The organism is Paraburkholderia sp. SUR17 (assembly GCF_029536165.1).
Lineage (GTDB): Bacteria > Pseudomonadota > Gammaproteobacteria > Burkholderiales > Burkholderiaceae > Paraburkholderia > Paraburkholderia kururiensis.
The window spans coordinates 3,700,120-3,724,728 of sequence record NZ_CP120508.1 but is presented as its reverse complement, the minus strand read 5'-3'; the positions used below and the strand labels follow the sequence as shown (position 1 = coordinate 3,724,728).

The following is a 24,609-nucleotide window of genomic DNA, read 5'->3' as shown; positions in this document are numbered from 1 at the left end:
ACGCGCCCACCTCGCCTCATCCGCCGAAATACCCCCGTTTCTCCGTCTTTATCCGTCGATCGTCCATTGCGCAGCGCGGGAATAATCGCTCTCACTGAAAAAGGGCATTGCGCCGCGATCGACTGGAGAACCTGTGGCAGAGGACAGCGACCTCGAAAAAACCGAATCAGCCACTCCCAGGCGCCTCGAAAAGGCGCGTGAGGAAGGGCAGGTGGCGCGTTCGCGCGAGCTCGCGACGTTCGCGCTGCTTTCGGCGGGGTTCTTCGGCGTCTGGGCGATGTCCGGGCCTATCGGCCAGCATTTCCAGACCATTCTGCGCAGCTCGCTCACCTTCGACCACGCCACCGCCTTCGACACCGGCCGCATGCTGGTGGGCGCGGGCGGCGTGGTCCGCGAGGCCGCCTGGGTGCTGCTGCCGGTGCTCGGCCTGACGGGCCTGGCTGCGCTGCTTGCGCCCATGGCGCTGGGCGGCTGGCTCTTTTCCACCCAGTCGATCGGCGCGAATTTCAGCCGGCTCGACCCCGTGGCGGGCCTCGGCCGCATCTTCTCGATCAACGGACCGATCCAGCTCGGCATGTCGCTCGCGAAGACGGCGGTGGTGGGGCTGATTGGCGGCGTCGCGATCTGGCGCCATAAGGACGACATCCTCGCGCTCGCCACCCAGCCGCTCTTGACGGCATTCGCCAACGCCACGCACTTGGTGGCCGTCTGTTGCGCGATGACGGTGGCCGGCATGTTCGTGGTCGCGGCGCTCGACGTGCCGTACCAGATGTGGAGCTACCACAAGAAGCTGCGCATGACGAAGGAAGAGGTGAAGCGCGAGCACCGCGAAAGCGAGGGCGATCCGCACGTGAAGGCGCGCATCCGTTCGCAGCAGCGCGCCATGGCCCGCCGCCGCATGATGAGCGAGGTGCCCAAGGCCGACGTGGTGGTGACCAACCCGACGCACTTCGCCGTGGCGCTCCAGTACACGGACGGCGAGATGCGCGCGCCGAAGGTGATCGCCAAGGGCGTGAACCTGGTGGCGGCGCGTATCCGCGAAATCGCCACGGAAAACAACGTGCCGCTGCTCGAAGCGCCGCCGCTTGCGCGTGCGCTCTATCACAACGTGGATCTGAACCGCGAGATTCCGGGCCCGCTTTATGGCGCGGTGGCCGAGGTGCTCGCGTGGGTTTATCAGCTGCGCCGCTTCAAGACCGAAGGCGGCGAGGCGCCCGTCGCGCCCACCGAATTCGACGTGCCGCCCGAACTCGACAAGGGCGGCGTTTCCGACGAAGACGCCGCCGAGGAAGCCGCCGAAACGCTTTCGGGCGAAGGCGACGGCGAAGGCTCACCGGGCGCCCCGTCCGGCGGCCGCAACAAACGTGGTAACGAAGGAGCTTCTGCATGAACGCCCGCACTGGTTTGCTCGCGCGACGCCCCGACGTGCTTCAGGGCACGAACCTGCGCGCGCTGGCGGGGCCGATCCTGATCTGCATGATCCTCGGCATGATGATCCTGCCGTTGCCGCCGTTCCTGCTCGATCTGCTGTTCACCTTCAACATCGCCCTTTCGGTGATGGTGCTGCTCGTGTCCATGTACACGATGAAGCCGCTCGACTTCGCCGCCTTCCCGAGCGTGCTGCTGTTCTCCACGCTGCTGCGCCTCTCGCTGAACGTGGCCTCCACGCGGGTCGTGCTGCTGGAAGGCCACACGGGCCCGGACGCGGCGGGCAAGGTGATCGAGTCGTTCGGCCACTTCCTCGTGGGCGGCAACTTCGCCGTGGGTATCGTGGTGTTCATCATCCTGATGGTCATCAACTTCATGGTGATCACCAAGGGCGCGGGGCGTATTGCCGAAGTGGCGGCGCGCTTCACGCTGGACGCCATGCCCGGCAAGCAGATGTCCATCGACGCCGACCTGAACGCCGGCATCATCAACGAAGAGCAGGCGAGAAAGCGCCGCTCCGAGGTGTCCCAGGAAGCCGAGTTCTACGGCTCCATGGACGGTGCCAGCAAGTTCGTGCGCGGTGACGCCATTGCCGGTCTGCTCATCATGGTGATCAACATCATCGGCGGGCTGATTGTGGGCGTCGTGCAGCACGACATGAGCTTCGCCGCGGCGGGCAAGAACTACACGCTGCTCACCATCGGCGACGGCCTCGTGGCGCAGATTCCGTCGCTCGTGATCTCCACGGCGGCGGGCGTGATCGTCTCGCGCGTGGCGACCAACGAGGACATCGGCACCCAGCTCACCGGCCAGCTCTTCACGAATCCGCGCGTGCTGATGATTACGGGCGTGATTCTCGTATTGATGGGCCTGATTCCGGGCATGCCGCACTTCGCGTTTCTGGTGCTGGGCGGCGGCGCCATCCAGCTGGGCCGCGTCATGAAGAAGCGCGGCGAGGAAAAGAAGACCTCCGCGGCACTCGTGGACGTGGCGCCCGCGGCGCTCGCGCCCGCCGAGAACACCGAAGCCAGCTGGGACGACGTGGCGCTCATCGACACGCTGGGCCTCGAAGTGGGCTACCGCCTGATTCCGCTCGTCGACAAGAATTCGGACGGCGAGCTGCTCAAGCGCATCAAGAGCATCCGCAAGAAGTTCGCGCAGGAAATCGGCTTCCTGCCGCCTGTGATTCATATTCGCGACAACCTCGAACTGCGGCCCAACGCTTACCGCATCGCGCTCAAAGGCGTGGAGGTGGGCACGGGCGAGGCGTATCCGGGCCAATGGCTCGCCATCAACCCGGGGCAGGTCACGGCCGCGCTGCCGGGCACGCCCACCCAGGACCCGGCTTTCGGCCTGCCCGCCATCTGGATCGACACCAACCTGCGCGAGCAGGCGCAGGTGTACGGCTACACGGTGGTGGATTCGAGCACCGTGGTCGCCACGCACCTGAACCACCTCGTGGTGACGCACGCGTCCGAACTGCTGGGCCGCCAGGAAGTGCAGGCGCTGCTCGAGCGCATGCAGAAGGACACGCCCTCGCTCGTCGACGACCTCGTGCCGAAGGCGCTGCCCGTCACGACGCTGCAGAAGGTGCTGCAAAACCTGCTGGACGAGGCGGTGCCCATCCGCGACATGCGCACCATTCTCGAAGCGCTGGCCGAACACGCGCCGAAGATCAGCGACCCGCACGACCTCACGGCCATCGTGCGCCTCGCGCTGGGCCGCGCCATTACGCAGCAGTGGTTCCCCGGCAACGGCGACATGCAGGTGATGGGTCTGGACGCCAATCTTGAGCGCGTGTTGTCCCAGGCGCTCACCACGGGGGCGAACCCGGGCCTGGAGCCGGGGCTCGCCCATACGCTGCTCGAACAGACCCAGAAGGCGATGACGCGCCAGCAAAGCCTGGGGCTTGCGCCCGTGCTGCTCGTGCAGCACTCGCTGCGCGCCATGCTCGCGCGCTTCCTGCGGCGCAGCCTGCCGCAGCTGAAGGTGCTCTCCTACGCAGAAGTGCCGGACACGCGGCACGTCAAGGTGGTCAATCTGATCGGCACGGCTTGACGGGGCGGGCGCCGGTTGCGGCGCTTGCCGTCTTCGCTGTGCCAGGGGCGGGGCCGGGCATGGCTTGGGTTGGCGCGGCGCCGGCCTGTCCGGTGTGCCGTTCGGCGCCGCGGCGGGTACGTCCGCAGTACTCTCGCAGTGCCTTCGCGGTGCCTTCGCAGTACTCCCTCAGTGTTTCCGCAGTACCTCCGCAGTCTCCCCTCAGCGCCTCCCCGCAGCCCCCCTTTCGGCCCGATCAAACGAATTGCCTGCTTTTCCCCGCGCTGATCCATCGATAGTCCGGCGTTCACCTCCTCAATAATTTCACCATCGGCAAAGGCTTTGCCGCGCACCAGGTTCCTGCGGAGCCACCGCGCAACGAAGCCGGCGCCTCGCAATTGAAACGCCACGTCAGGGTCGTCAACCTCATCGGGGGTCAGCTTGAACATCCGCAAATTTATCGGTGCCACCAGCCGCGACGCGCTGCGCCAAGTGCGCGAAGTGCTGGGTCCTGACGCAGTGGTGCTGTCGAATCGCACGCTCGACGACGGCAGCGTCGAGATCGTCGCCGTAGCCGACCGCGAACTCGCGGCCATCGCGCCTGCCGCGGGTGAAGGCGCCAACGCGGGTGCTGCTTCGCGCGGCTTGCCGCGCAGCGCCGCCGCGCCGGTTGCGGGCAACCCCTACGCGAACGGCATGCCGGACGTGTTCTCGTCGGTGTTCGGGGCAAGCCCGGAAGCGGGCGCGGACCGCCCTTCCGCAGCGGACGACGAAGACGACGCCTCTCCCTACATGAACGCCGCCGCGCAACCGGTGGCCAAGCCCGAAGCGCAAGCAGGCGGCGCCCTCGCCACGCGCGGTGCCGCGCTGGACCGCCCGGGCGCGTTTATGGCTCAGTCTGCGGCCCAGTCCGCAGGCCAGGCCGATACCGGTGGCGGCGCGGACCGCTTCGCCGCCGAACCCGCGACTATCCAGGCGGGTGCACCGGCTCGTCCGGCTGCGCGTCCCACGCCGACGCACGCTCCCGCTCATCCGGCCGCTCATGCGCCGGCGGCGAGCCGCGCCGCAGGGTTCGCGACGCCGGCCGCAGGCGTGACCATGCCGGCATCGGCTGTGCCGTCGTACTCGGACAAGACACACGCTCCGCGCACCATGGCCGAAACGAACCCCTGGCTCATCGACCACGCGCGCCGCATTGCCGACAAGGACAGCGAAGGTCAAGGCGCGGGTCACAGCGCGGGTCACAGCACGAAAGCCGCAGGTATGACGCCCGCCGACGCCATGGCCAAAGGACTCGGCATGCCCGCCGACCCGCACGCCGAACACGGCCAGCATCGCGGGCAAGGCGAGGGCGTGCTCAACGTCAGCACGCCGGACTGGGCGCGCGAAGCGGCTCAACTGGCGGCGCGCCGCGCCACGCAGCGCATCGCACCGGCCTTCGATCTGCCGGGCAACAGCCAGCCGCCGACGCAATCGGCCACGCCCTCGGGCAACGCCAGGACCGCCGCCGATGCCGCAGGCGCGAACGCCTCGGCCAGCGTCACGGAAGCCATCAAGGCCCGCATCGAACAGGTCGTGAATGAAACGGTGATGAGCGAGCTGGCCTCCATGCGCGGCATGATGGAAGAGCAGTTCGCCGGACTCCTCTGGGGCGAGCGCCAACGCCGCAGCCCCACGCACGGCGCGCTCACCAAGCAGCTGTTCGCCGCCGGCTTCTCGGCCCAGCTCGTGAAGATGGTGGTGGACAACCTGCCCGAAGGCAAAGACCCGGAAGGCGCGCTGGAATGGGCGCAGTCGGTGCTCGAATCGAACCTGCCCGTGCTCGAAAACGAAGACGCGCTCATGGAGCGCGGCGGCGTGTTCGCGCTGATGGGCCCCACGGGCGTCGGCAAGACCACGACCACGGCGAAGCTCGCGGCGCGCTGCGTGATGCGCTTCGGCGCGAGCAAGGTGGCGCTGCTCACCACGGACAGCTACCGCATTGGCGGCCACGAGCAACTGCGCATCTTCGGCCGCATTCTCGGCGTGTCGGTGCACGCGGTGCGCGACGGCGCCGACCTGCAGCTCGCGCTCACCGAACTCAAGAACAAGCACATCGTGCTGATCGACACGATCGGCATGAGCCAGCGCGACCGCGCCGTGACCGACCAGATCGCCATGCTGTGCAGCGCCGGCCAGCCGGTGCAGCGCCTCTTGCTGATGTCCGCAACGAGCCACGGCGACACGCTCAACGAAGTGGTGCAGGCCTACCAGAGCACGCCGGACAAGGCGCCGCTCGCGGGCTGCATTCTCACCAAGCTCGACGAGGCCACCAACCTGGGCGGCGCGCTGGACACCGTGCTGCGCTACCGGCTGCCGGTTCACTACGTGTCGACCGGCCAGAAGGTGCCGGAGAACCTCTATGTGGCGACGAAGCGTTTCCTGATCCGCAGCGCGTTCTGCATTCCGCGCGAGCACTCGCCCTTCGTGCCGCACGAAGACGACATCCCGGCGCTGCTCTCGGCGCTGTCCACGCGTTCGAATGCCGACCTGCACGAGGTTCGCTTTGGATAAATTCGTAGCCGACCAGGCGGAGGGGCTGCGGCGGCTGCTCGCCCGCAGCGGCTCGCGAGTGATCGCGGTGACCGGCGGCTCGGAGAGCGTCGGACGCACCACGACAGTAGTGAACCTTGCAGCGGCATTGGCCGAGCAGGGCAAAGACGTGCTCGTCATCGACGAGTGCCTGGGCGACCGGTCGGTGAGCGCCACGCTTGGCGGCATGCAACGCGTGGGGAATCTCGCCGGCGTGATGCGCGGCGAGGTGTCGCTCGCGGCGGCCGTGAGCCGGCATCCGCTCGGCTTCGGCGTGCTCTCGGCCTGGCGCGGCAGCCAGGAAGGCTATAGCGCCGAACAGTACGGACTCGTGCTGAACGGCCCCGCCGACGTCGTGCTGATCGACGCCGGGCTCGACAGAAACGGCGCGCTCTCCGGGCTCGCCATGCGCTCGCACGACGTGATGGTCGTGACGCGCGTCTCGGCGCAGGCCATCACCGATGCCTACGCCGCCATGAAACGTCTTCATTTCGCGCACGCAATCGCGCAGTTCCGCGTGCTCGTCAATTACGTCCAAAGCGCGGCCGATGCCCACACGGCATTCGAGAACCTCGCAGGCGTGGCGGGTCGTTACCTCACCGTCTCGCTCGAAAACGCAGGCTGCATTGCGGCTGACCCACACATGGCGCGGGCCGTCGAGCTCGCACGCTGCATCGTGGATGCTTTTCCGTCCACGGCCGCCGCGCGCGACTACCGGCATGTCGCCGCAGAACTGCAGTACTGGCCCATGCGGCCAGCCATGTCGTCGCGCGCGGCCATGACGCGCCCGACCGTAACAACGTCGGCCCCATCGCCATCCATGTGGCAGGCCGACCCGGCCGCCGAATGGCCGTCGGCGCAGCATGCGTGACGCCACTCGGGGACTTCAGGCAGGAGAGCACGATGTATAACGCTCAGGGAAAGATTTCGCAGGACGAGGTGCTGGCGAAGTACGCGCCGCTCGTAAGACGTCTCGGTTTGCAGCTCGTAGCCAAGATGCCGGCGAGCGTGGATCTGGACGATCTGATCCAGGCCGGCATGATCGGTCTGCTCGATGCGGCGAGCCGCTACAAGGAAGATCAGGGCGCGCAGTTCGAAACCTACGCGAGCCAGCGCATTCGCGGCGCCATGCTCGACGAGCTGCGCAGCAACGACTGGCTGCCGCGCAGCCTGCGGCGCACGTCGCGCGAGGTGGAGAGCGCGGTGCACCAGGTGGAGCAGCAATTGGGCCGTTCGGCGAGCGAGACGGAGATCGCCGGGCATCTCAAGATGCCGCTCGACGAATATCAGTCCATGCTGCAGGACCTGCATGGCAGCCAGCTGATCTACTACGAAGACTTCGACCGGTCCGCGGACGACGAGCCGTTTCTCGACCGCTACTGCGTCGATCACTCGGATCCGCTTTCCGCGCTGCTCGACGAAAGCCTGCGCGCGGCGCTGGTGGAAGCCATCGACAAGCTGCCTGAGCGCGAGAAGCTCTTGATGTCGCTCTACTACGAGCGCGGCATGAACCTGCGCGAAATCGGCGCGGTGATGGAAGTGAGCGAATCGCGTGTGTGCCAGCTGCACAGCCAGGCCGTGGCGCGTCTGCGCACGCGTCTGCGCGAACTGGCCTGGGCGGGCGCCGAGGCCGACTGAGAAACCCGAGCGGGGTGCGTTCGAGGGGCGTTCGCGCCTTTCCGGGCGGGTGGCGCTGTTGTTGGCGTTAGAGGGCGCCGGGTAGCGGACCCCGGACCCCGGGGCCCAAGGCGCCGGGCCTCGGGCGGGATCGGTTCGGCCGGCGCTGCGCTGGCTTGTGTGGGGCGGCTGCTTTGCTGCTGCTTTGCTGCCACTTCACCGCTGCTTGAGCGGCACGTCATTCGCACCCTGTCCGCTTGCTGTTCGCGCGTCCTCCAATTCTTCGGCGGCTTTTTCGCCTTCTTTCGGGCCGGCTTCCCGGCTCGTTCATCGGGCCGCTTCAGGCCGTAACACCACTAACATTTTCTTACACCACCCTTTCTGACGGGTGGCTACACTTGCGCCGCGTTATTACGAAGACAATGGGGTTAAACCAGATGCTCAAAAAAATCGCAGGAATCGCCGTGTTGACCGCGGCTTCGGCCGCTGTATCGCTGCCCGCTATGGCGGGTGACCTGAACAATGCGCTCGGCGGGGGCCTCGGCGGGGTAGCGGGTGCCGCGGTGGGCGGCGCGCTGGGCGGCAGCACGGGCTCCGTGATCGGCGGTGCGGTGGGCGGCGGCGCAGGCGCTGCGGTCACGTCGAACCGGCGCGAACGTACGGGCGCCATCGTGGGCGGTGCGCTGGGCGGCGGCGCGGGCACGGCGGCAGGCAACGCGATGGGCGGCCGCACGGGCGGGCTGATCGGTGCGGGACTGGGCGGTGGTGCCGGCGCGGCACTGGGCGGCAACATCTCGCGCAGCAACTCCTACGCGGACGAGGGCGAGCGCGGCTATCGCAGCACCGGCCACCACCGCAAGCATCGCAAGCACTGGGATTGAGCCGCGAGCAGCAAAGGCAAGAGGATCGAGAAAGGCGCAACGACGCCTGAGGTTGAAGGCCGGGGTTGAAAACCGGTCTTGAAAACCGGTTTAAAAACCAGCGTTTGAAAACACAACGGGCCGCACATTCGCATGGATGTGCGGCCCGTTGGTTTTTGGTGCGGCTGGCCGGCGAATTCAGCGGTGGCGCTGCGCCCGGATCATCGCGCCGCGCGCCTCAAAACCCGGCTCCGGGGAAATCGATCAAACTCGCCCGAACGCAGGAATTCGCCCATCCGGCCCGTACAAACCGGCCTTATGCTGCGCGCCCTTGAGCACGTCGAGGGCGCGGCGGTTGTATTCCATGCGAGTGTGGATCAGCACGCCGTTGGTGGCGTTGGAGCGTTTCGCGCGTTCGGCCGCCTTTTGCAGCAGCGCCCATTGCGTGGCGAGCCGCGGGTCGGCGCCGGAGGCCAGCTCCATGCCGCGCCAGCCCGGCGGAAAGCCCAGCTCCGCAAGCTGCGCGTCGCGCTGCTTTTCCAGCGCCGAGAGCTTTTCGACCAGTTCGGTCTTCATCTCGATGATGGGCGGCAGCTGTTCGAGCGGAGAGACGGCGGTCAACGCCTTCTCTTCGCACGCGAGCACCGAAGCGAACGCTTCGACGGCGGCATATTCGTCGATGACGGTGGCAAGGAGGGCGTCTTTCATCACAATCACTCAACTCGCAGTCGGCTTGCCGCGCCCTGACTGGGGCGCACAAGCCGTGGTCAATTGGCTGCTGCACGTGCGCGCTTCGCCCGAAGGTGCGGCGAGGCACGCTGAACGCGCTGGCCAACCGGGGTTAGCTCCCCGCCGACCCCGCGCGCGTTTGCAGCAGGCTACGTGCCGTTTCGAGAACGGCGTCGGCAATCTTGCCGGTATCGATACTCAAGGTGCCGTCGCGCAGCGCCTGCTTGATCGACTCGACGTGTGCCGTATCGATGTCCGCCGCGCCGGACGCGGCGAGGCCGCGCAGTTGCGCCGACAGCGCCGACAGGTTCACGTTCGCGTCGCCGGATGCGCCGCCGCCGGTGGACGGTACGGGGCTGCTGGCTGCGCCTTGCGCGCCAGACGCGGCCGTTTCGCCTTGCTGGGTACGCTGCAGCCCGTCTTTTAGCGACTGCAGGCTCGAATTGCTGGTGGAATCGACTTTCACGATTGGCTTCCTGAACGGTTGACCGCGGTGCCCGGATTCGACTGAGGAATCCGGCTTCCGCGTGGCCTTCTTCGGCCACGGTGGGGCGCGTCATGGGCGCCGCTTTGCCCGGATTAACGGCAGGTACCAATCAAACTTTAGTGCATGGACGGCAAGGCCGCCAAAGCGCCGCGAGGCGCGACGGCTGCACGCAAGGGGCCATAACAGCCCCGGTCGAAACCACTTCACATCATTCGAGGCGCAGCAGGCGCCGGTCCAATCTCCTGTTCAAATCCACCCAACCTGCAACGCTCAAAGCTGGATCTCCACGGTGCCGCCTTCTTTGACGATGCCGCTGATGATCTGGCCGCCCGCCGTCTTCACACGGACCTGCTGGCCGGGCGACGCGTTGTTCATGGCGCTGCCCTCGGACGAAATCGAAAAGCCCGGGCCCTGTGCGACCACGCGCACGGTTTGCCCGATCGTCACGGAACTCGCACTGCGCAGCATGTCCTGGCGCAGCGGCAGCCCGGCAGGCACGCGGACCAGCGCCACGGCGCCGATCGCCTGCGACGGGTCGGTGACCACCGCCTGCGGCAGCAGCGTGAGGTCGCCGTCGCGTGCCACCAGGTCGGCGGCGCTGAGCGGCTCGCCCGGGGCAATCGCGCGCGACGCCGTGTAGTAGGTGGCCTGAACCGAGATCTTCGCCTGAAGGTAGAGCGTCCACGGACGCTCGCCCGCGCAGCGCACGCCCACCGTGGTGCGGCCCCACATGCGGGTGCCGGCGGGCGCGAACGGCTGCATCGTCGTGCAGGCCGCAAGGCCGCGCGGAAATACGTTGGCCACGGTGATGTTGACCTTGCCGGGAAGGCCCACGGCCTGCTGCTGAAGCCAGGCGAGCGCAGCGCGCCGGATCGACTCGCCGTCCTGCTGGCCTTCGGGCACGGCGGCTTGCGCGACTGTGGCGGCCTGAGCCGACTGGGCCGGTTGCGCGGGCTGAACGTTCGATGCAGGCGCCTGCGCCGGCTGCACACGTTGATACGGTTGTGCCGCCTGGGTTCCCTGGGCCGGCACAGCGCGCGGCACCATGCGCTCGAAGCGCGGCGCGGCGGCTGCGTAGCCGCCGCTGGCGGGCGGGTTCATCGCGATGGCCTGCGGCGCGAGATTCGCCTCGCGGCCGCGCGCCGGGATGGTCGCCACAGCGGGTGTCACGACCACCGGCATGACCTGGCTGGCCGCCACGGGCAGGTTCACGCGCGTCAGGCCAGATGCCATGCCGGGCCGGGCCGCCGACGCTTCGCCCGTCCCCGCGATCACGATGGCGCCGTCGGCCTTCGCTGCCTGCTCGAAGCGGTCGCCGGCAGCGGCGGCCGGTCGCATCGACGCGGCGAGGGCGGCTGGGGTGGGCTGCATCCCGGCGTTCGCGCGTTGCGCCGTCACGCCGGCAGGCGCGGATGGGCTCGTCACCATCTTGCTCATGGCGGCCAGTGCATCCGGGTTCTTTTCGCCCGGACCCGGAATCACGATCGGCTCGCCCGTGCCTTGCGCATGCGCGGCATTCGAAGCGAGCAGGGCCAGCGTGCCGGCACTCACCGAGAGCGTCCACGCAAGCGCGACGAAGAGCCCGCGCAGCGCAGGCGCGCGCCTCGCTCGCGCCGGAGCAGCCGGTGCGTGCGAAGTGGTCGATGTCGATGCGCCTCGCGCGGGCGAAGCATCGAAAGCCGTTTCAGCAGCGGTTTCAGCGGTCAACAAGGCGGTCGGAGCATTTGAAGCGGGCTCGTTCATCGCCACTCTCCACGGCCCCCGGGGGACCAGACAGGCGCCAGGCAAGAAGCCGGACAAGAAGCAAGACAAGAAGAAGCCAAACAAGGCGGCCAGACAAGGGCTAACCCAAGGGCCAACCAGGGGCCAACCAAGGGCCAACAATACGAGAGGCATTCTAGAGACACCCCCCTTCGCGCAAACGTTGAATAGAGGCCCCCTTCCCCGGCTATTCCTCCGATTGCTGCTTGCGTCCCAGACCTAAGATGCTCCACAAGCAAAAAGGCCTTCCACGCAGCCGCTACTGCAAGCGTGACGCAAGGAAGCGTTTTTTCGGAGAACCGCAATGCTGGACAAACTCGATGCCGAATTCGCCTTTGGGCGCGAGGCGCTCGATGTGCGCGCATACCGTCAGGAACTGCTCTCGTCGAACATCGCCAACTCGGACACGCCGGGCTACAAGGCACGCGACGTCGATTTCGCGTCGTCGCTCGCCGGTGCGCTGAGGAAGAGCGGCGCTGCGACCGGAACGGCCACCTCGAACGCGGCACCGCTCGCCATGGCGCAGCCGGCCGGCGTGACGAGCGGCATGACCATGGCGACGACCGAAGCGGGCCACATGGCCGGCAAGGCGCGCTTGACGCCCACGGGCGGTTCCCCCGACGACTACGGCCAGCTCCAGTACCGCATTCCCACGCAACCGGCGCTTGACGGCAACACCGTCGACCTCGACAGCGAGCGGGTGCAGTTCGCCGACAACACGCTGCACTTCGAGACCGGCATGACCGTGCTCACGCAGCAGATCAAAGGCATGCTCGCGGCCATCACGTCAGGCAGCTGACGCGGCGGCCTGCATTCGTGCAGGGCAAGCAGGAAAGCAGGAAGCCAGACCACGGCACAGGCAGCAGGCTGCGCCGGTCAGGCAAGAGACAAATCGCTACGGGAAAGCAGGCGGGCCGTGCGCAGGAGGCACCGGAAGCGCGAAAGCGCAAAGGTGACAGGCGCGGCCCGCCACAACCGCCGGCCAACGCAGGCCGGCAACGAGAGGTGAGATTCGCCATGCCATCGCTGATGAACATCTTTAGCGTCGCCGGCTCTGCGCTGTCCGCGCAGTCGGAGCGGCTCAACGTGACCGCGTCGAACCTCGCGAACGCGGACAGCACGACGGGACCGGACGGCAAGCCGTACAAGGCCAAGCAGGTCGTCTTCGCGGTGCAGCCGCTGGGCGGCGCGCGCACGCAGAGCGGCCAGCAGGTGGGCGGCGTGCAGGTGACGGGCGTGGTCGACGACCCGACGCCCATGAAGACTTCCTACGACCCCGGCAACCCGGCGGCGGACGCGAACGGCTACGTGACCTTGCCGAACGTGGATCCGGTGCAGGAAATGGTGAACATGATTTCGGCGTCGCGCTCGTACCAGGCGAACGTGGAAACCCTGAACACCGCCAAGACGCTGATGCTCAAGACGCTCACTATCGGCACCTGAACCGGCACCTGAATCGGCACCTGAAGAACAGACGGAGAACCGCCTTGACCACCCAGACCACGATCGGCAGCAACGGCACGACCATTTCGCAGACGCTGCTCGACACCATGAACGGCACTTCGAGCGCAAGCAGCTCGTCGTCGAGTTCGTCCAGCACGTCGAGCACGTCGCCCACGGCGCTGCAGAACACGTTCCTGCAACTGCTCATCGCGCAGATGAAGAACCAGGACCCGACCAACCCGATGGACAGCTCGCAGATGACCTCGCAGCTCGCCCAGATCAACACGGTGACGGGCATCAGTCAGCTCAACACGTCGCTCAGCTCGCTTGCTACGCAACTGAATGCGAGCCAGCAGGGCCAGGCGGCGCTCCTGATCGGCTCCACGGTGCTTGCGCCGGGATCGACCTCGACGGTGGCAAGCGGCAAGGCATCGGCCATCGGCTTGCAGGTGGCCACCGCGGCGAGCAACGTGCAGGTCACCATCAAGAACTCGTCGGGCCAGGTGGTCAACACGATCAACGTGGGCAGCGTGCCGGCAGGCGTCACGCCCATTTCGTGGACGCCCACCGACGCGCAGGGCAACACGCTCGCCGACGGCACGTACACCATCAGCGCGACCGGCACGATTGCCGGCAAGTCGGGCTCGCCCACCACGCTGTCGGCCGCCACGGTGCAAAGCGTCGTGCAGCAGACGGACGGCACGCCGGGCCTCGTGCTCTCGAACGGCAACACGATCGGCATGACGGGCGTGGCCGCGATCCTGTAAGGCGCGCGCCACAGGGCTCTCGGAGCTCTCAGGCAGATTCACAGCACAGTATTCATCGATATATCCCGATACGGAGATCGTCATGGGTTATCAACAAGGTTTGAGCGGTTTGTCGAGCGCGTCCAACGACCTCGACGTGATCGGCAACAACATCGCGAACGCGAACACGATCGGCTTCAAGCAGGGCGCGGCGGTTTTCGCGGATGTCTACGCGAACTCGGTGGCCACGGCGGTCAATAACCAGATCGGCCTCGGCTCGCGCCTTGCGGCCGTGCAGCAGCAGTACAGCCAGGGCACGATCACCACGACCAACCAGGCGCTGGACGTGGCGATCAACGGCAACGGCTTCTTCCAGATGTCGAACAACGGCACGCTCACGTACTCGCGTAACGGCGTGTTCCAGCTGGACAACCAGGGCTATATCACCGACACCAGCGGCCTCAAGCTGATGGGCTACGCCGCGAGCAACGGCGGCGTCATCAACACGGCCAGCACGGTGCCGCTGCAGGTGCCCACCACCAACATCGCGCCCACGGCCACCAGCGTGATTACCGGCCAGTTCAACCTGAACGCGCAGGATTCGCTCATGCTGGGCGCGCCCACCGTGGCCGTGACGACCACGGGTTCGCTCGCCACCAGCGGCTCCACCATCACGAACGGCGCCACGGGCACGAACCTGGACCACTACACGATCAACTTCACGTCGCCCACCACCTACACGGTGACGGACACGACCACGGGCGTGACCGGCTCGGCGCAGACCTACAGCACGGGCGCGGCGATTTCGCTCGGCACGGGCCAGACCGTCACGCTGACGGGCACCCCGGTTGCGGGCGACAGCGTGGCCATTACGCCGAACCCCACCGCGTTCAACGCCAACAGCGCGAGCACGTACAACTACCCGACCTCGATTCAGGCGTACGACTCGCTGGGCGGCACGCAGACGGTGGACCTGTACTTCGCGAAGACGGGCGTGGGCGCATGGACCGTGTACGGCGGCGTGGCCGGCGGCACGATCTCGAAGATCGGCACGGCCACGTTCAATTCGTCCGGCACGCTGGTGAGCACGACGGACGCCTCGGGCGCCGCGACCACCACGCCGCTCGCGTTCAACTTCACGATTCCGACCAGCGACGGTTCGTCCACGCCGCAGTCGCTCACGTTCAACATCGCGGGCACGACGCAGTTCGGCGGCAAGGACGGCACCAACAACCTGACGCAAGACGGCTTTGCGGCAGGCCAGCTGACCAACTTCACGGTGGGCACGGACGGCACGCTCACGGGCAACTACTCGAACGGCAAGACCCAGGCGCTCGGCCAGGTGGTGCTTGCCAACTTCAACAACCCGAACGGCCTCGTGGACCTGGGCAACAACCAGTACGAAGCCACCTCGGCCTCGGGCGTGGCGCAGATCTCCGCGCCGGGCAGCACGAACCACGGCACGCTGCAAGGCGGCGCGGTGGAAAACTCGAACGTCGATCTCACGAGCGAGCTGGTGAACCTGATCACGGCGCAGCGCAACTACCAGGCGAACGCGCAGACGATCAAGACCCAGCAGACCGTCGACCAGACGCTCATCAACCTGTAATACCTGGCGGCCTCATCATGGACCGGCTGATCTATACCGCGATGACGGGCGCCACCCAGGCGCTCGAGCAGCAGGCTGTCGTCGCGAACAATCTGGCGAACGTCTCCACGACGGGCTTTCGCGCGCAGCTTGCCGCGTTTCGCGCCGTGCCGATGTCGTTCGGCGACGGCAACACGGTGAACACGGACACCACGCGCACCTTCGTGCTGGCGTCCACGCCCGGCGCGGACTACACGCCGGGCCCGATCCAGCAGACCGGCAATCCGCTCGACGTCGCGGTGCAGGGCCCGGGCTGGCTCACGGTGCTCGACAACAACGGCAACGAGGCCTACACGCGCGCGGGCAACCTGCACGTGGACACCAACGGCCAGATCGTCAACGCGATGAACCAGCCGGTGGTGGGCGGCGGTGGCCCGATTTCGGTGCCGCCGGGCTCGGAAGTCACCATCGGCAAGGACGGCACGGTGTCCGCGCTGATTCCGGGCGACCCGCCCACGACCATCGTCAACGTGGATCAGCTGAAGCTCGTGAACCCGGACCCGGCCTCGCTCAAGCACGGCGACGACGGCCTCTACCGCACGGCGGACGGCAACCCCGCCGACGCGGACCAGAACGTCGTGCTCGCGCCGCAGTCGCTGGAAGGCAGCAACGTGAACCCGGTCTCCGCCATGGTGGCGATGATCACGAACGCGCGGCAGTTCCAGATGCAGACCAAGCTGCTCGAATCGGCCAGCCAGAACGAACAGTCCGCCAACCAGTTGCTCAACTTCAGCTGACGGGCTCGCCCGCAAGCCAGCCCACAGGAGAAGATTCAAAGTGAACCGCTCACTCTATATCGCCGCTACCGGCATGAATGCGCAGCAGGCGCAGATGGATGTCATCTCGAACAACCTCGCGAACGTCAGCACCAATGGCTTCAAGGGCTCGCGCGCAGTGTTCGAAGACCTGCTTTACCAGACCATCCGCCAGCCGGGTGCGAACTCCACGCAGCAGACCGAACTGCCCTCGGGCATTCAGCTCGGCACCGGCGTGCAGCAGGTCGCCACGGAACGCCTCTACACGCAGGGCAACCTGCAGCAGACCGGCAACTCGAAGGACGTCGCCATCAACGGCGCGGGCTTCTTCCAGGTGCAGATGCCCGACGGCACGAACGCCTACACGCGCGACGGCTCGTTCCAGACCAACGCGCAGGGCCAGCTCGTGACCTCGAGCGGCTACCAGATCATTCCGGCCATCACGATTCCGCAGAACGCCACGTCGATGACTATCGGCAGCGACGGTGTGGTGTCGGTCACGACGGCGGGCTCGAACAATACGCAGCAGATCGGCTCCATCCAGCTCGCCACGTTCATCAACCCGACGGGCCTCGAAGCCAAGGGCGAAAACCTGTTCGCCGAAACGGCGTCGTCGGGCGCGCCCAACGTGACCACGCCGGGCCTGAACGGCGCGGGCTCGCTCAACCAGGGCTACGTGGAAGCGTCGAACGTGAACGTGGTGCAGGAACTGGTCAACATGATCCAGACCCAGCGCGCGTACGAGATCAACAGCAAGGCCGTGACCACGTCCGACCAGATGCTGCAGACGCTCTCGCAGATGCCGGTGTAATGGTCTGATTCGGGCCTGATCGTGGCCCGGGTCCGGCTGAAAGTGCAGGAAGGACGAAGGATGTCGCAATTCATTGAAACTACGCGGGTGAAGGCTCTCTCGGGCGCGGTGCTGCTGGCCGCGCTCGCGGGCTGTGCGCTCGTGCCGAGGCAGCCCATCGTGCAGCAGCCCATGACGGCTGTGCCGCCGATGCCGCCGCAGTCGCAGAGCCCGGGCTCGATCTACAACCCGGGCTACGCGGGCCGGCCGCTCTTCGAAGACCAGCGTCCGCGCAATATCGGCGACATCCTCACCATCGTCATTTCGGAAAACATCAACGCCACGAAGTCTTCCGGCACGGGCACTGGCCGCAACAGCGCGACCGACTTCAACGTGCCCACGGTCGGCTTCATGGGCGGCATCTTCGGCAAGGCCAAGCTTTCGGCCACGGGCGACAACACGTTCAAGGCAACGGGCGGCGCGAACGCGTCGAACACGTTCAACGGCACGATCACCGTGACCGTCACGAACGTGTTGCCGAACGGCAACCTGGTAGTGAGCGGCGAGAAGCAGATGCTCATCAACCAGGGCAACGAATTCGTGCGTTTTTCCGGCGTCGTGAATCCGAACACGATTTCGGGCCTCAACTCCGTGTATTCCACCCAGGTGGCGGACGCGAAGATCGAATACTCCGCCAAGGGCTACATCAACGAGGCGGAAAACATGGGCTGGCTGCAGCGTTTCTTCCTGAACGTGGCGCCGTGGTGATCATGAGCTTCACTCTCTTTTCCGCCTGCCGCCGTCTGGGTGCCGCCGCTTTTGCGGGCGCGGCGCTCCTGCTCGCGCTCGGGCTTGGCCTGGGCGCCACTGCGCCGGCAGCACACGCCGAGCGCCTCAAGGATCTCGTGCAGATCCAGGGCGTACGCGACAACCCGCTGATCGGCTACGGCCTCGTGGTGGGTCTCGACGGCACGGGCGACCAGACTTCGCAGACGCCGTTCACGACGCAGACGCTCGCGAACATGCTCGCGAACCTGGGCATCTCGATCAACAACCAGTCGGCGGGCTCGGGCAGTTCCGGTTCGTCGTCGCTGTCGAACATGCAGCTGAAGAACGTCGCCGCCGTGATGGTGACGGCGACGCTGCCGCCGTTCGCCCGGCCGGGCGAGGCCATCGACGTCACCGTGTCGTCGCTCGGCAATGCCAAGAGCCTGCGCGGCGGCACGCTGCTGCTCACGCCGCTCAAGGGCGCGGACGGCCAGGTCTATGCGCTCTCGCAAGGCAACGTGGCCGTGGGCGGCGCCGGCGCGAGCGCCAACGGCAGCCGCGTGCAGGTGAACCAGCTGGCCGCGGGCCGCATTGCGGCAGGCGCCATCGTGGAGCGTTCGGTGCCCACGTCCGTTTCGCAGGCGGGCACCATGCAGCTCGAACTCAACGACATGGACTACGACACCACGCAGCGCATCGTGGCCGCCGTCAACAACGCGTTCGGCGGCGACACCGCCGTGGCGCTGGACGGCCGCACGATCCAGCTGCGCGCGCCGACGGACAGTGCGCAGCAGGTCGCCTTCATGGCCCAGTTGCAGAACCTCGACGTGACGCCGGCCAAGGCTGCGGCGAAGGTGATTCTCAACGCGCGCACGGGCTCCATCGTGATGAACCAGATGGTCACGCTGCAAAGCTGCGCGGTGGCGCACGGCAACCTTTCGGTGGTCGTGAACACGCAGCCGGTGGTAAGCCAGCCGGGGCCGTTCTCGAACGGTCAGACCGTGGTGGCGCAGCAGTCGCAGATCCAGCTCAAGCAGGACAACGGGTCGTTGCGGCTCGTGACTGCGGGCGCGAACCTGGCCGACGTGGTGAAGGCGCTCAACGCGCTGGGCGCGACGCCGGCCGACCTGATGTCGATCTTGCAGGCCATGAAGGCTGCGGGCGCGCTGCGCGCCGACCTCGAGATCATTTGACGGGAGCATGAGTTGAATTCCGATCCGTCTCTGAAGGCCAACGACCTTAGCCAGCGCTTCGCGCTCGACGTGCAGGGCTTCGACGCCCTGCGTGCCCAGGCGAAGAACTCGCCGCAGGCCAGCCTCAAAATGGCCGCGCAGCAGTTCGACGCCGTCTTCACGCAGATGATGCTGAAGAGCATGCGCGATGCGACGCCCTCCGACGGCCCGCTCGATTCGCACGACGGCGCCACGTTCACGTCGATGCTCGACCAGCAGCTTTCGCAGCAGATGTCGTCGAAGGGCATTGGCGTGGCGGACGCGCTTTTCAAGCAGCTTTCGCGCAACGCCGGCTTGCAGGGCGGCGACGCCAACGCGGGCAACACCGCGGCGCTTTCCGCGCTTTCGAAGGCGTTCGCCAATCCGTCCTCCAACGGCGCGCTTGCCACGGGCAAGGGCTATACGGGCAACAGCGCGCTCACGCCGCCGGTGCGCGGCGACGGCTCGTCGCCGAAGATCGACGCCTTCGTCGACAAGCTGGCCGCGCCGGCTCAGGCCGCGAGCGCGGCGACCGGTATTCCGGCGCGTTTCATCATCGGCCAGGCGGCGCTCGAATCGGGCTGGGGCAAGCGCGAGATCATGAACCGCGACGGCACCTCGAGCCACAACGTGTTCGGCATCAAGGCCACCAAGGACTGGACGGGCAAAACCGTCTCCACGGTCACCACCGAATATGTGAACGGCCGCCCGCAGCGCGTGGTGGAGAAGTTCCGCGCCTACGACTCCTACGAGCAGGCGATGACCGACTACGCGAGTCTCCTGAAGGACAACCCGCGCTACGCGCAGGTGCTGAACTCGGCGCACGACGTGAACGGCTTTGCGCAAGGCATGCAGCGCGCGGGCTACGCAACGGACCCGCACTACGCGAAAAAGCTCATCTCGATCATGCAGAAGATGACTGCCTGAGCGAGCGCAGGAACGACCGGAAAGAAACGGCCAGCAGCGCAAGGCCGCAGTCAGGCCACACGAAAACACGCGACGGGGCCATGTCGTGAGAAGAAGACGGTGCAGGCCCGTCGTTGCTCGATGCCGAAAGGCGGCGGGCGACGGCGGGCCGAGCCGCATCCGCAAGGCATAGGTTTCAGGGCATAAGGGACTGTTCTCCGCGCGCCGCCGGACGCTTTAACGTTTGCGCCAAATATTTGCCACACAGGCCCTAAACTTTGGCCTTATCCTGCCGCTAATCAGACAAACCAGCGACCGCGCGGAGTGTCTGCGTATGGTCGGACGCGTGCCGAAAGACCGCGGAGACCGGCGCCGAGGGGGCACGGCTCCCGGGGCAGGCGCCCGGCTCAGACCTCCCGCGTCGCACGAACATGCACATCGGCAAGGCCATGGATACCACCCAGTCAAATGGAGAAAACGCCGAAGCGAACGGCGCTTTGGAGGCAGACGACGCTCACGACTTCGGGCGGCGCAACCCGCTGGAAATCGGCGTGCAGTTGCGCAACCTCGTGAACCGCGGCGACTTTCTCACCGTGCAGTACAAGGGCGGCCAGCTCGTCACGCGGTTGCTCGACGTGGACGTGCGCGGCCGCGTCTTCACCTTCGACTGGGGCGCCGTGGAGGCGCACAACAACGGTCTGCTCGCGGCGCCGCGCTCCCAGTTCCACGCTTCGCCCGACGGCGTGCGCATGGAGTTTTCCACGCCCACGCCGCGCCAGACGCGTTTCGAAGGCCTGCCTGCCTTCGAAGCCGACTTTCCCGAAGTGCTCTATTACGTGCAGCGGCGCGAGTATTTCCGCGTGGAGACGCCGTTGCTGGAACCGTACCTGTGCCACGGCCGGTTCCCCGAAGGCGAGCCGTTCCGCTTCGAGGTGCACGACATCTCGCTGGGCGGCGTGGGCATGCGCACCACGGACGAACGCGTCGTGGGCCTGCCCATGGGCGTGACCCTGATGGACTGCGAACTCGCGCTCGGTCCGCAGGGCACGCTCTCGCTCGACTTGCAGCTTGTTTCGCACCGCATGTTCGACCTGCCCAACGGCTCGCAGCGCTATCAGCTCGGTTTCCGTTTCGTGACGCTGCCCGGCAGCGCCGAGAACACGCTGCAGCGGCTCATTACGCAGCTGGAAATGAAACGCCGTTCGCTCGTGCGGGCCTGAAACCCCGCCCGAACGCGCAGATAGCCGTACCCGGCAGTACCGGTTTCAACCTTATCGTCTTTCCCGCGCGGTCATGCCCGCCGCATGACCGCCGCGCGTGTCGCCATTCCTTTCCGAAAATTCTGCCGGCGCCCTAAAACTTTCCGCGCCAAGGCCGATAAACACGCTGTTATCGCCATAACAGGACGAGTACGCGCGAAAGCGCCGAGGGACCACGGAACAATGTCCAGCAACCTCTTCAATATCGGCTTGAGCGGTCTGAATGCCGCTCAATGGGGCCTCACCACCACGGGCCAGAACATCAGCAACGCGTCCACGCCGGGCTATTCGGTGGAGCGGCCCGTCTACGAGGAAACCGCGGGGCAGTACACGTCGTCGGGATTCCTGCCGCAGGGCGTCTCCACGGTCACGGTGCAGCGCCAGTACAGCCAGTACCTGAGCACGGAGCTCAACAGCGCGCAGTCGCAAAGCGGTTCGCTCACGGCTTACTACAACATGATCGCGCAGCTCAACAACCTGGTCGGCAGCCCGACCGCGGGTATTTCGAGCGCGATCACGTCGTATTTCACGGGCCTGCAAGGCGTGGCCAACAGCGCGTCGTCGCTGTCGGCGCGGCAGACCGCGATGAGTTCGGCGCAGTCGCTTGCCGCGCAGATCAACGCGGCGGGCGCCCAGTACGACCAGATGCGCCAGAGCGTGAACACGCAGTTGACCGACGTCGTCTCGCAGATCAACACGTACACGAAGCAGATCGCCGACCTCAACCAGCAGATCCAGGCCGCCAACGGCTCGGGCCAGCCGCCCAACCAGCTGCTCGACCAGCGCGACCAGGCGGTGTCGAGCCTCTCGCAACTGGTCGGCGTTCAGGTGGTGCAGAACTCGAGCGGCTACAGCGTCTTCATGGCGAGCGGCCAGCCGCTCGTCGTCGGCACGGGTACGTACAACCTCTCCGCGGTCACGTCGCCGTCGGACCCGAGCGAGCTTTCCATCTCCATTCAGGCCGCTTCCAGCTCGGGCGCGTCCAACCCCGCCACCTTGCTGCCCGATAACCTCGTGAGCGGCGGCACGCTGGGTGGCCTGCTTGCGTTCCGCAGCCAGACGCTGGACCCGGCCGAAGCGCAACTGGGCGCCATTGCGACCAGCTTCTCGGCGCAGGTGAACGCGCAAAACGCGCTCGGCCTCGACATGAACGGCAACCCGGGCACGGCGCTCTTCACGGTGGGCAGCCCGACGATCTACGCGAACCAGAACAACACCGGCAGCGCCACGCTGGGCGTGACGCTCGCCAACGCTTCGCAGCCCACGACGGGCGACTACACGCTCTCGTACGACGGCAGCGCCTACAAGCTCACGGACAACGCCACGGGCGCCATGATCGGCTCGGCCACGAGTCTTGCGAGCCCCATCGGCGGCTTGCAGTTCTCGCTCACGGGCACCATGAACGCCGGCGATTCGTTCGACGTGCAGCCCACGCGCGGCGCGCTCAACGGCTTCGCGCTCGCCACCACGAACTCGACCGCGATTGCAGCGGCTTCGCCCGTGCTGGCCTCCGCGCCCACCACCAACACGGGCACGGGGACGATCACGCAAGGCGCGGTCAGCGCGGGCTACGTGCTGCCGTCCACGTCGACCACGCTCACCTACAGCTCGGCCTCGGGCGGCATCTCGGGCTTCCCGGCGGGCTCCACGGTGAACGTGAACGGCACCAACTACACGATTGCCAGCGCCGCCACCGTGGTGCCGTATTCGTCGTCCACGGGCGCTTCGATCTCCGTGAGCGGCAGCACCATGAACGCGGTGAGCTTCTCGATTTCCGGCACGCCCGCCAACGGCGACACGTTCACCATCGCGAAGAACACGGGCGGCGGCAACGACGGACGCAACGCCCTGCTGCTGTCGAATCTCGTGTCGGCCAAGCAGCTGAACGGCGGCACCTCGACGCTCACGGACGCCTATTCGGGCTACGTGAACACGATCGGCAACCAGACGAACCAGGTGCAGGCGGCGAACACGGCGCAGACCACGCTCGTCACGCAGATCAGCTCGGCGCAGCAGTCGGTCTCGGGCGTGAACATCAACGAAGAAGCAGCCAACCTGTTGCAGTACCAGCAGCTCTACCAGGCGAACAGCAAGGTGATCCAGACGGCTTCCACGCTGTTCCAGACGCTGCTCGGCATTTTCCAGTGAGGCAATAGGCCATGCGCATCTCGACGACCCAGCTTTTCGGCCTGAACGTTCAGCAGATGAACGATCAGCAAAGCGAACTCGCGCAGCTGTACCAGCAGATCGCGAGCGGCCAGGCGATCACCACGCCGTCGGACAACCCGCTTGGCGCGTCCCAGGCCGTGCAGCTCTCCATGCAGGCTTCGGAGCTCTCGCAGTACACGAGCAACCAGAGCACCGCGCTCACCTCGCTGCATGCGGAAGATTCCACGCTCTCCAGCGTGAGCACCGTCTTGCAGAGCGTCAACACGCAGCTCGTGCACGCGGGCGACGCCTCGCTCAGCGACTCGAACCGCGGCGCCATTGCGCAGGACCTGATCGGCCTGAAGAACCAGCTGCTCGGTCTCGCGAACGCCAACGACGGGCAGGGCAACTACCTGTTCGCGGGCTTCCAGACCACGTCGCAGCCGTTCAGCACCAACGCGGCGGGCACGGTGAGCTACAACGGCGACACCGGCGTGCGCTCCATCCAGGTGACGAGCAGCCACCAGGTCGCCGTGAGCGACAACGGCGCCTCCGTGTTCCTTTCCGTCGCGGCGGTGGGCACGACGTCCATCTCGGCGGGCTCGGCCAGCAACACGGGCACGGGTGTGGTCGGCACGGTGAGCACGCTCAACGCCTCGAATCCGGCGAACCAGGACAAGTACACGATCACGTTCGCGGGCTCCGGCGCTTCGAGCACCTACACGATCACGGACAACACCACCGGCACGACGGGTGCGGCGCAACCGTACTCGGCGGGCTCGGCGATCACGCTGGGCGGCCAGAGCGTCTCGATCACGGGCGCGCCCGCTGCGGGCGACACGTTCACCGTGACGCCGGCCACCCAGGCGGGCACGGACATCTTCTCGTCCATCGACGCCGCCATCGCCGCGTTGCAGACGCCGGTGGTGGGCACGGCCGGCTCGGCGAACCTCAGCAACTCGCTTTCCACCGCGATGCAGAAGGTGCAGAACGCCATGAACAACGTGGTGACCGTGCAGGCGTCCGTGGGCGGGCGCGAGCAGGAGCTGCAGGCACTGCAGACCGTGACGCAGAACAGTTCGCTGCAGACGCAGAGCAACCTGTCCGACCTCACGCAGATCAACCTCACGAGCACCATCAGCAAGTACACGATGACCCAGTACGCGCTGCAGGCGGCCCAGCAGGGCTTCGTGAAGATTCAGGGTATGTCGCTCTTCAACTACATCAACTGAGGCCGCGGGCGCGGGGCTGGGTGAGCCGAAGCCGGCCGCCCGGCGCACCGCGCAGCCCGCCCAGCGCACCGTGCGGCCCTTATCGGATCTTTGGCTGGTTCGTCTCTGCCGGCCGCCACCTGTCGTATTCCACCGCCGCTTCGGGGGCTTTTCGACCTGCTTTCCGGTCCGACCCCGGCCGGCTCCCGCTACCCGCGGGAACCGGCCAACCGC

General features: G+C 66.7%; 21 protein-coding genes. 18 read left to right on the top strand and 3 right to left on the bottom strand.

The features are described 5' to 3' along the window. Positions 1–133 precede the first annotated feature (133 nt). From flhB to P2869_RS16655, 6 genes are all read left to right on the top strand, one after another. A complete protein-coding gene (gene flhB / locus P2869_RS16680) occupies positions 134–1,390 on the top strand; it encodes a flagellar biosynthesis protein FlhB (protein ID WP_277597021.1) in 1,257 nt (418 codons plus the stop codon). Continuing rightward, complete coding sequence (flhA, locus tag P2869_RS16675) at positions 1,387–3,486, top strand: flagellar biosynthesis protein FlhA (protein WP_017772146.1); 2,100 nt, start codon at positions 1,387–1,389, stop codon at positions 3,484–3,486. The genes flhB and flhA overlap by 4 nt, the downstream gene beginning before the upstream one ends. 420 nt (positions 3,487–3,906) lie before the next feature. After that, positions 3,907–6,018, top strand: coding sequence for a flagellar biosynthesis protein FlhF (gene flhF, locus P2869_RS16670; RefSeq protein WP_277597020.1), 2,112 nt, complete (start codon positions 3,907–3,909; stop codon positions 6,016–6,018). After that, on the top strand, positions 6,011–6,907 hold the full coding sequence (locus P2869_RS16665) for an AAA family ATPase (RefSeq protein WP_017772144.1): 897 nt from the start codon (positions 6,011–6,013) through the stop codon (positions 6,905–6,907). The genes flhF and P2869_RS16665 overlap by 8 nt, the downstream gene beginning before the upstream one ends. 32 nt (positions 6,908–6,939) lie before the next feature. After that, positions 6,940–7,674, top strand: a complete 735-nt coding sequence (locus P2869_RS16660) for an RNA polymerase sigma factor FliA (RefSeq protein ID WP_017772143.1) — start codon at positions 6,940–6,942, stop codon at positions 7,672–7,674. Between the two features lie 416 nt (positions 7,675–8,090). After that, the gene (locus P2869_RS16655) at positions 8,091–8,534 is read left to right on the top strand and encodes a hypothetical protein (RefSeq protein WP_126878133.1); all 444 of its coding nucleotides are present in this window, start codon (positions 8,091–8,093) and stop codon (positions 8,532–8,534) included. A gap of 243 nt (positions 8,535–8,777) precedes the next feature. Here the strand turns inward: P2869_RS16655 and P2869_RS16650 are convergent, their stop codons facing one another. From P2869_RS16650 to flgA, 3 genes are all read right to left on the bottom strand, one after another. After that, positions 8,778–9,221, bottom strand: coding sequence for a flagellar protein FlgN (locus P2869_RS16650; protein ID WP_017772141.1), 444 nt, complete (start codon positions 9,219–9,221; stop codon positions 8,778–8,780). A 133-nt stretch (positions 9,222–9,354) separates the two neighbouring features. Continuing rightward, the gene (gene flgM, locus P2869_RS16645; protein WP_017772140.1) at positions 9,355–9,708 is read right to left on the bottom strand and encodes a flagellar biosynthesis anti-sigma factor FlgM; all 354 of its coding nucleotides are present in this window, start codon (positions 9,706–9,708) and stop codon (positions 9,355–9,357) included. A 291-nt stretch (positions 9,709–9,999) separates the two neighbouring features. Next, positions 10,000–11,472, bottom strand: a complete 1,473-nt coding sequence (flgA, locus tag P2869_RS16640; protein WP_277597019.1) for a flagellar basal body P-ring formation chaperone FlgA — start codon at positions 11,470–11,472, stop codon at positions 10,000–10,002. Between the two features lie 322 nt (positions 11,473–11,794). On the opposite strand from flgA, the gene flgB reads away from it, so the two are divergent. From flgB to flgL, 12 genes are all read left to right on the top strand, one after another. Next, positions 11,795–12,289: a flagellar basal body rod protein FlgB gene (gene flgB / locus P2869_RS16635; protein WP_017772138.1), complete on the top strand. Its 495-nt coding sequence runs from the start codon at positions 11,795–11,797 to the stop codon at positions 12,287–12,289. Positions 12,290–12,507: 218 nt separating this feature from the next. Next, the gene (gene flgC, locus P2869_RS16630) at positions 12,508–12,933 is read left to right on the top strand and encodes a flagellar basal body rod protein FlgC (RefSeq protein ID WP_017772137.1); all 426 of its coding nucleotides are present in this window, start codon (positions 12,508–12,510) and stop codon (positions 12,931–12,933) included. A gap of 44 nt (positions 12,934–12,977) precedes the next feature. Then, positions 12,978–13,700, top strand: coding sequence for a flagellar hook assembly protein FlgD (locus P2869_RS16625; RefSeq protein ID WP_277597018.1), 723 nt, complete (start codon positions 12,978–12,980; stop codon positions 13,698–13,700). 82 nt (positions 13,701–13,782) lie between these two features. Further along, positions 13,783–15,288 (top strand): flagellar hook protein FlgE, encoded by a 1,506-nt coding sequence (locus P2869_RS16620; RefSeq protein ID WP_017772135.1) that lies wholly within the window; start codon positions 13,783–13,785, stop codon positions 15,286–15,288. Positions 15,289–15,305: 17 nt separating this feature from the next. Beyond that, positions 15,306–16,064: a flagellar basal-body rod protein FlgF gene (gene flgF / locus P2869_RS16615; RefSeq protein WP_017772134.1), complete on the top strand. Its 759-nt coding sequence runs from the start codon at positions 15,306–15,308 to the stop codon at positions 16,062–16,064. Positions 16,065–16,104: 40 nt separating this feature from the next. Further along, positions 16,105–16,893 (top strand): flagellar basal-body rod protein FlgG, encoded by a 789-nt coding sequence (gene flgG, locus P2869_RS16610; protein ID WP_017772133.1) that lies wholly within the window; start codon positions 16,105–16,107, stop codon positions 16,891–16,893. 60 nt (positions 16,894–16,953) lie between these two features. After that, positions 16,954–17,640 (top strand): flagellar basal body L-ring protein FlgH, encoded by a 687-nt coding sequence (gene flgH, locus P2869_RS16605; protein ID WP_277597017.1) that lies wholly within the window; start codon positions 16,954–16,956, stop codon positions 17,638–17,640. A 2-nt stretch (positions 17,641–17,642) separates the two neighbouring features. Then, positions 17,643–18,833 (top strand): flagellar basal body P-ring protein FlgI, encoded by a 1,191-nt coding sequence (locus P2869_RS16600; protein WP_277597016.1) that lies wholly within the window; start codon positions 17,643–17,645, stop codon positions 18,831–18,833. A 12-nt stretch (positions 18,834–18,845) separates the two neighbouring features. Then, positions 18,846–19,778: a flagellar assembly peptidoglycan hydrolase FlgJ gene (gene flgJ / locus P2869_RS16595; protein WP_277597015.1), complete on the top strand. Its 933-nt coding sequence runs from the start codon at positions 18,846–18,848 to the stop codon at positions 19,776–19,778. 428 nt (positions 19,779–20,206) lie between these two features. Beyond that, the gene (locus P2869_RS16590; protein WP_277597014.1) at positions 20,207–20,977 is read left to right on the top strand and encodes a flagellar brake protein; all 771 of its coding nucleotides are present in this window, start codon (positions 20,207–20,209) and stop codon (positions 20,975–20,977) included. A gap of 222 nt (positions 20,978–21,199) precedes the next feature. Then, entirely contained in the window at positions 21,200–23,164 is a 1,965-nt protein-coding gene (gene flgK / locus P2869_RS16585; RefSeq protein WP_277597013.1) for a flagellar hook-associated protein FlgK, read from the top strand. Positions 23,165–23,175: 11 nt separating this feature from the next. Further along, positions 23,176–24,396 (top strand): flagellar hook-associated protein FlgL, encoded by a 1,221-nt coding sequence (flgL, locus tag P2869_RS16580; RefSeq protein WP_277597012.1) that lies wholly within the window; start codon positions 23,176–23,178, stop codon positions 24,394–24,396. Positions 24,397–24,609: the final 213 nt, after the last annotated feature.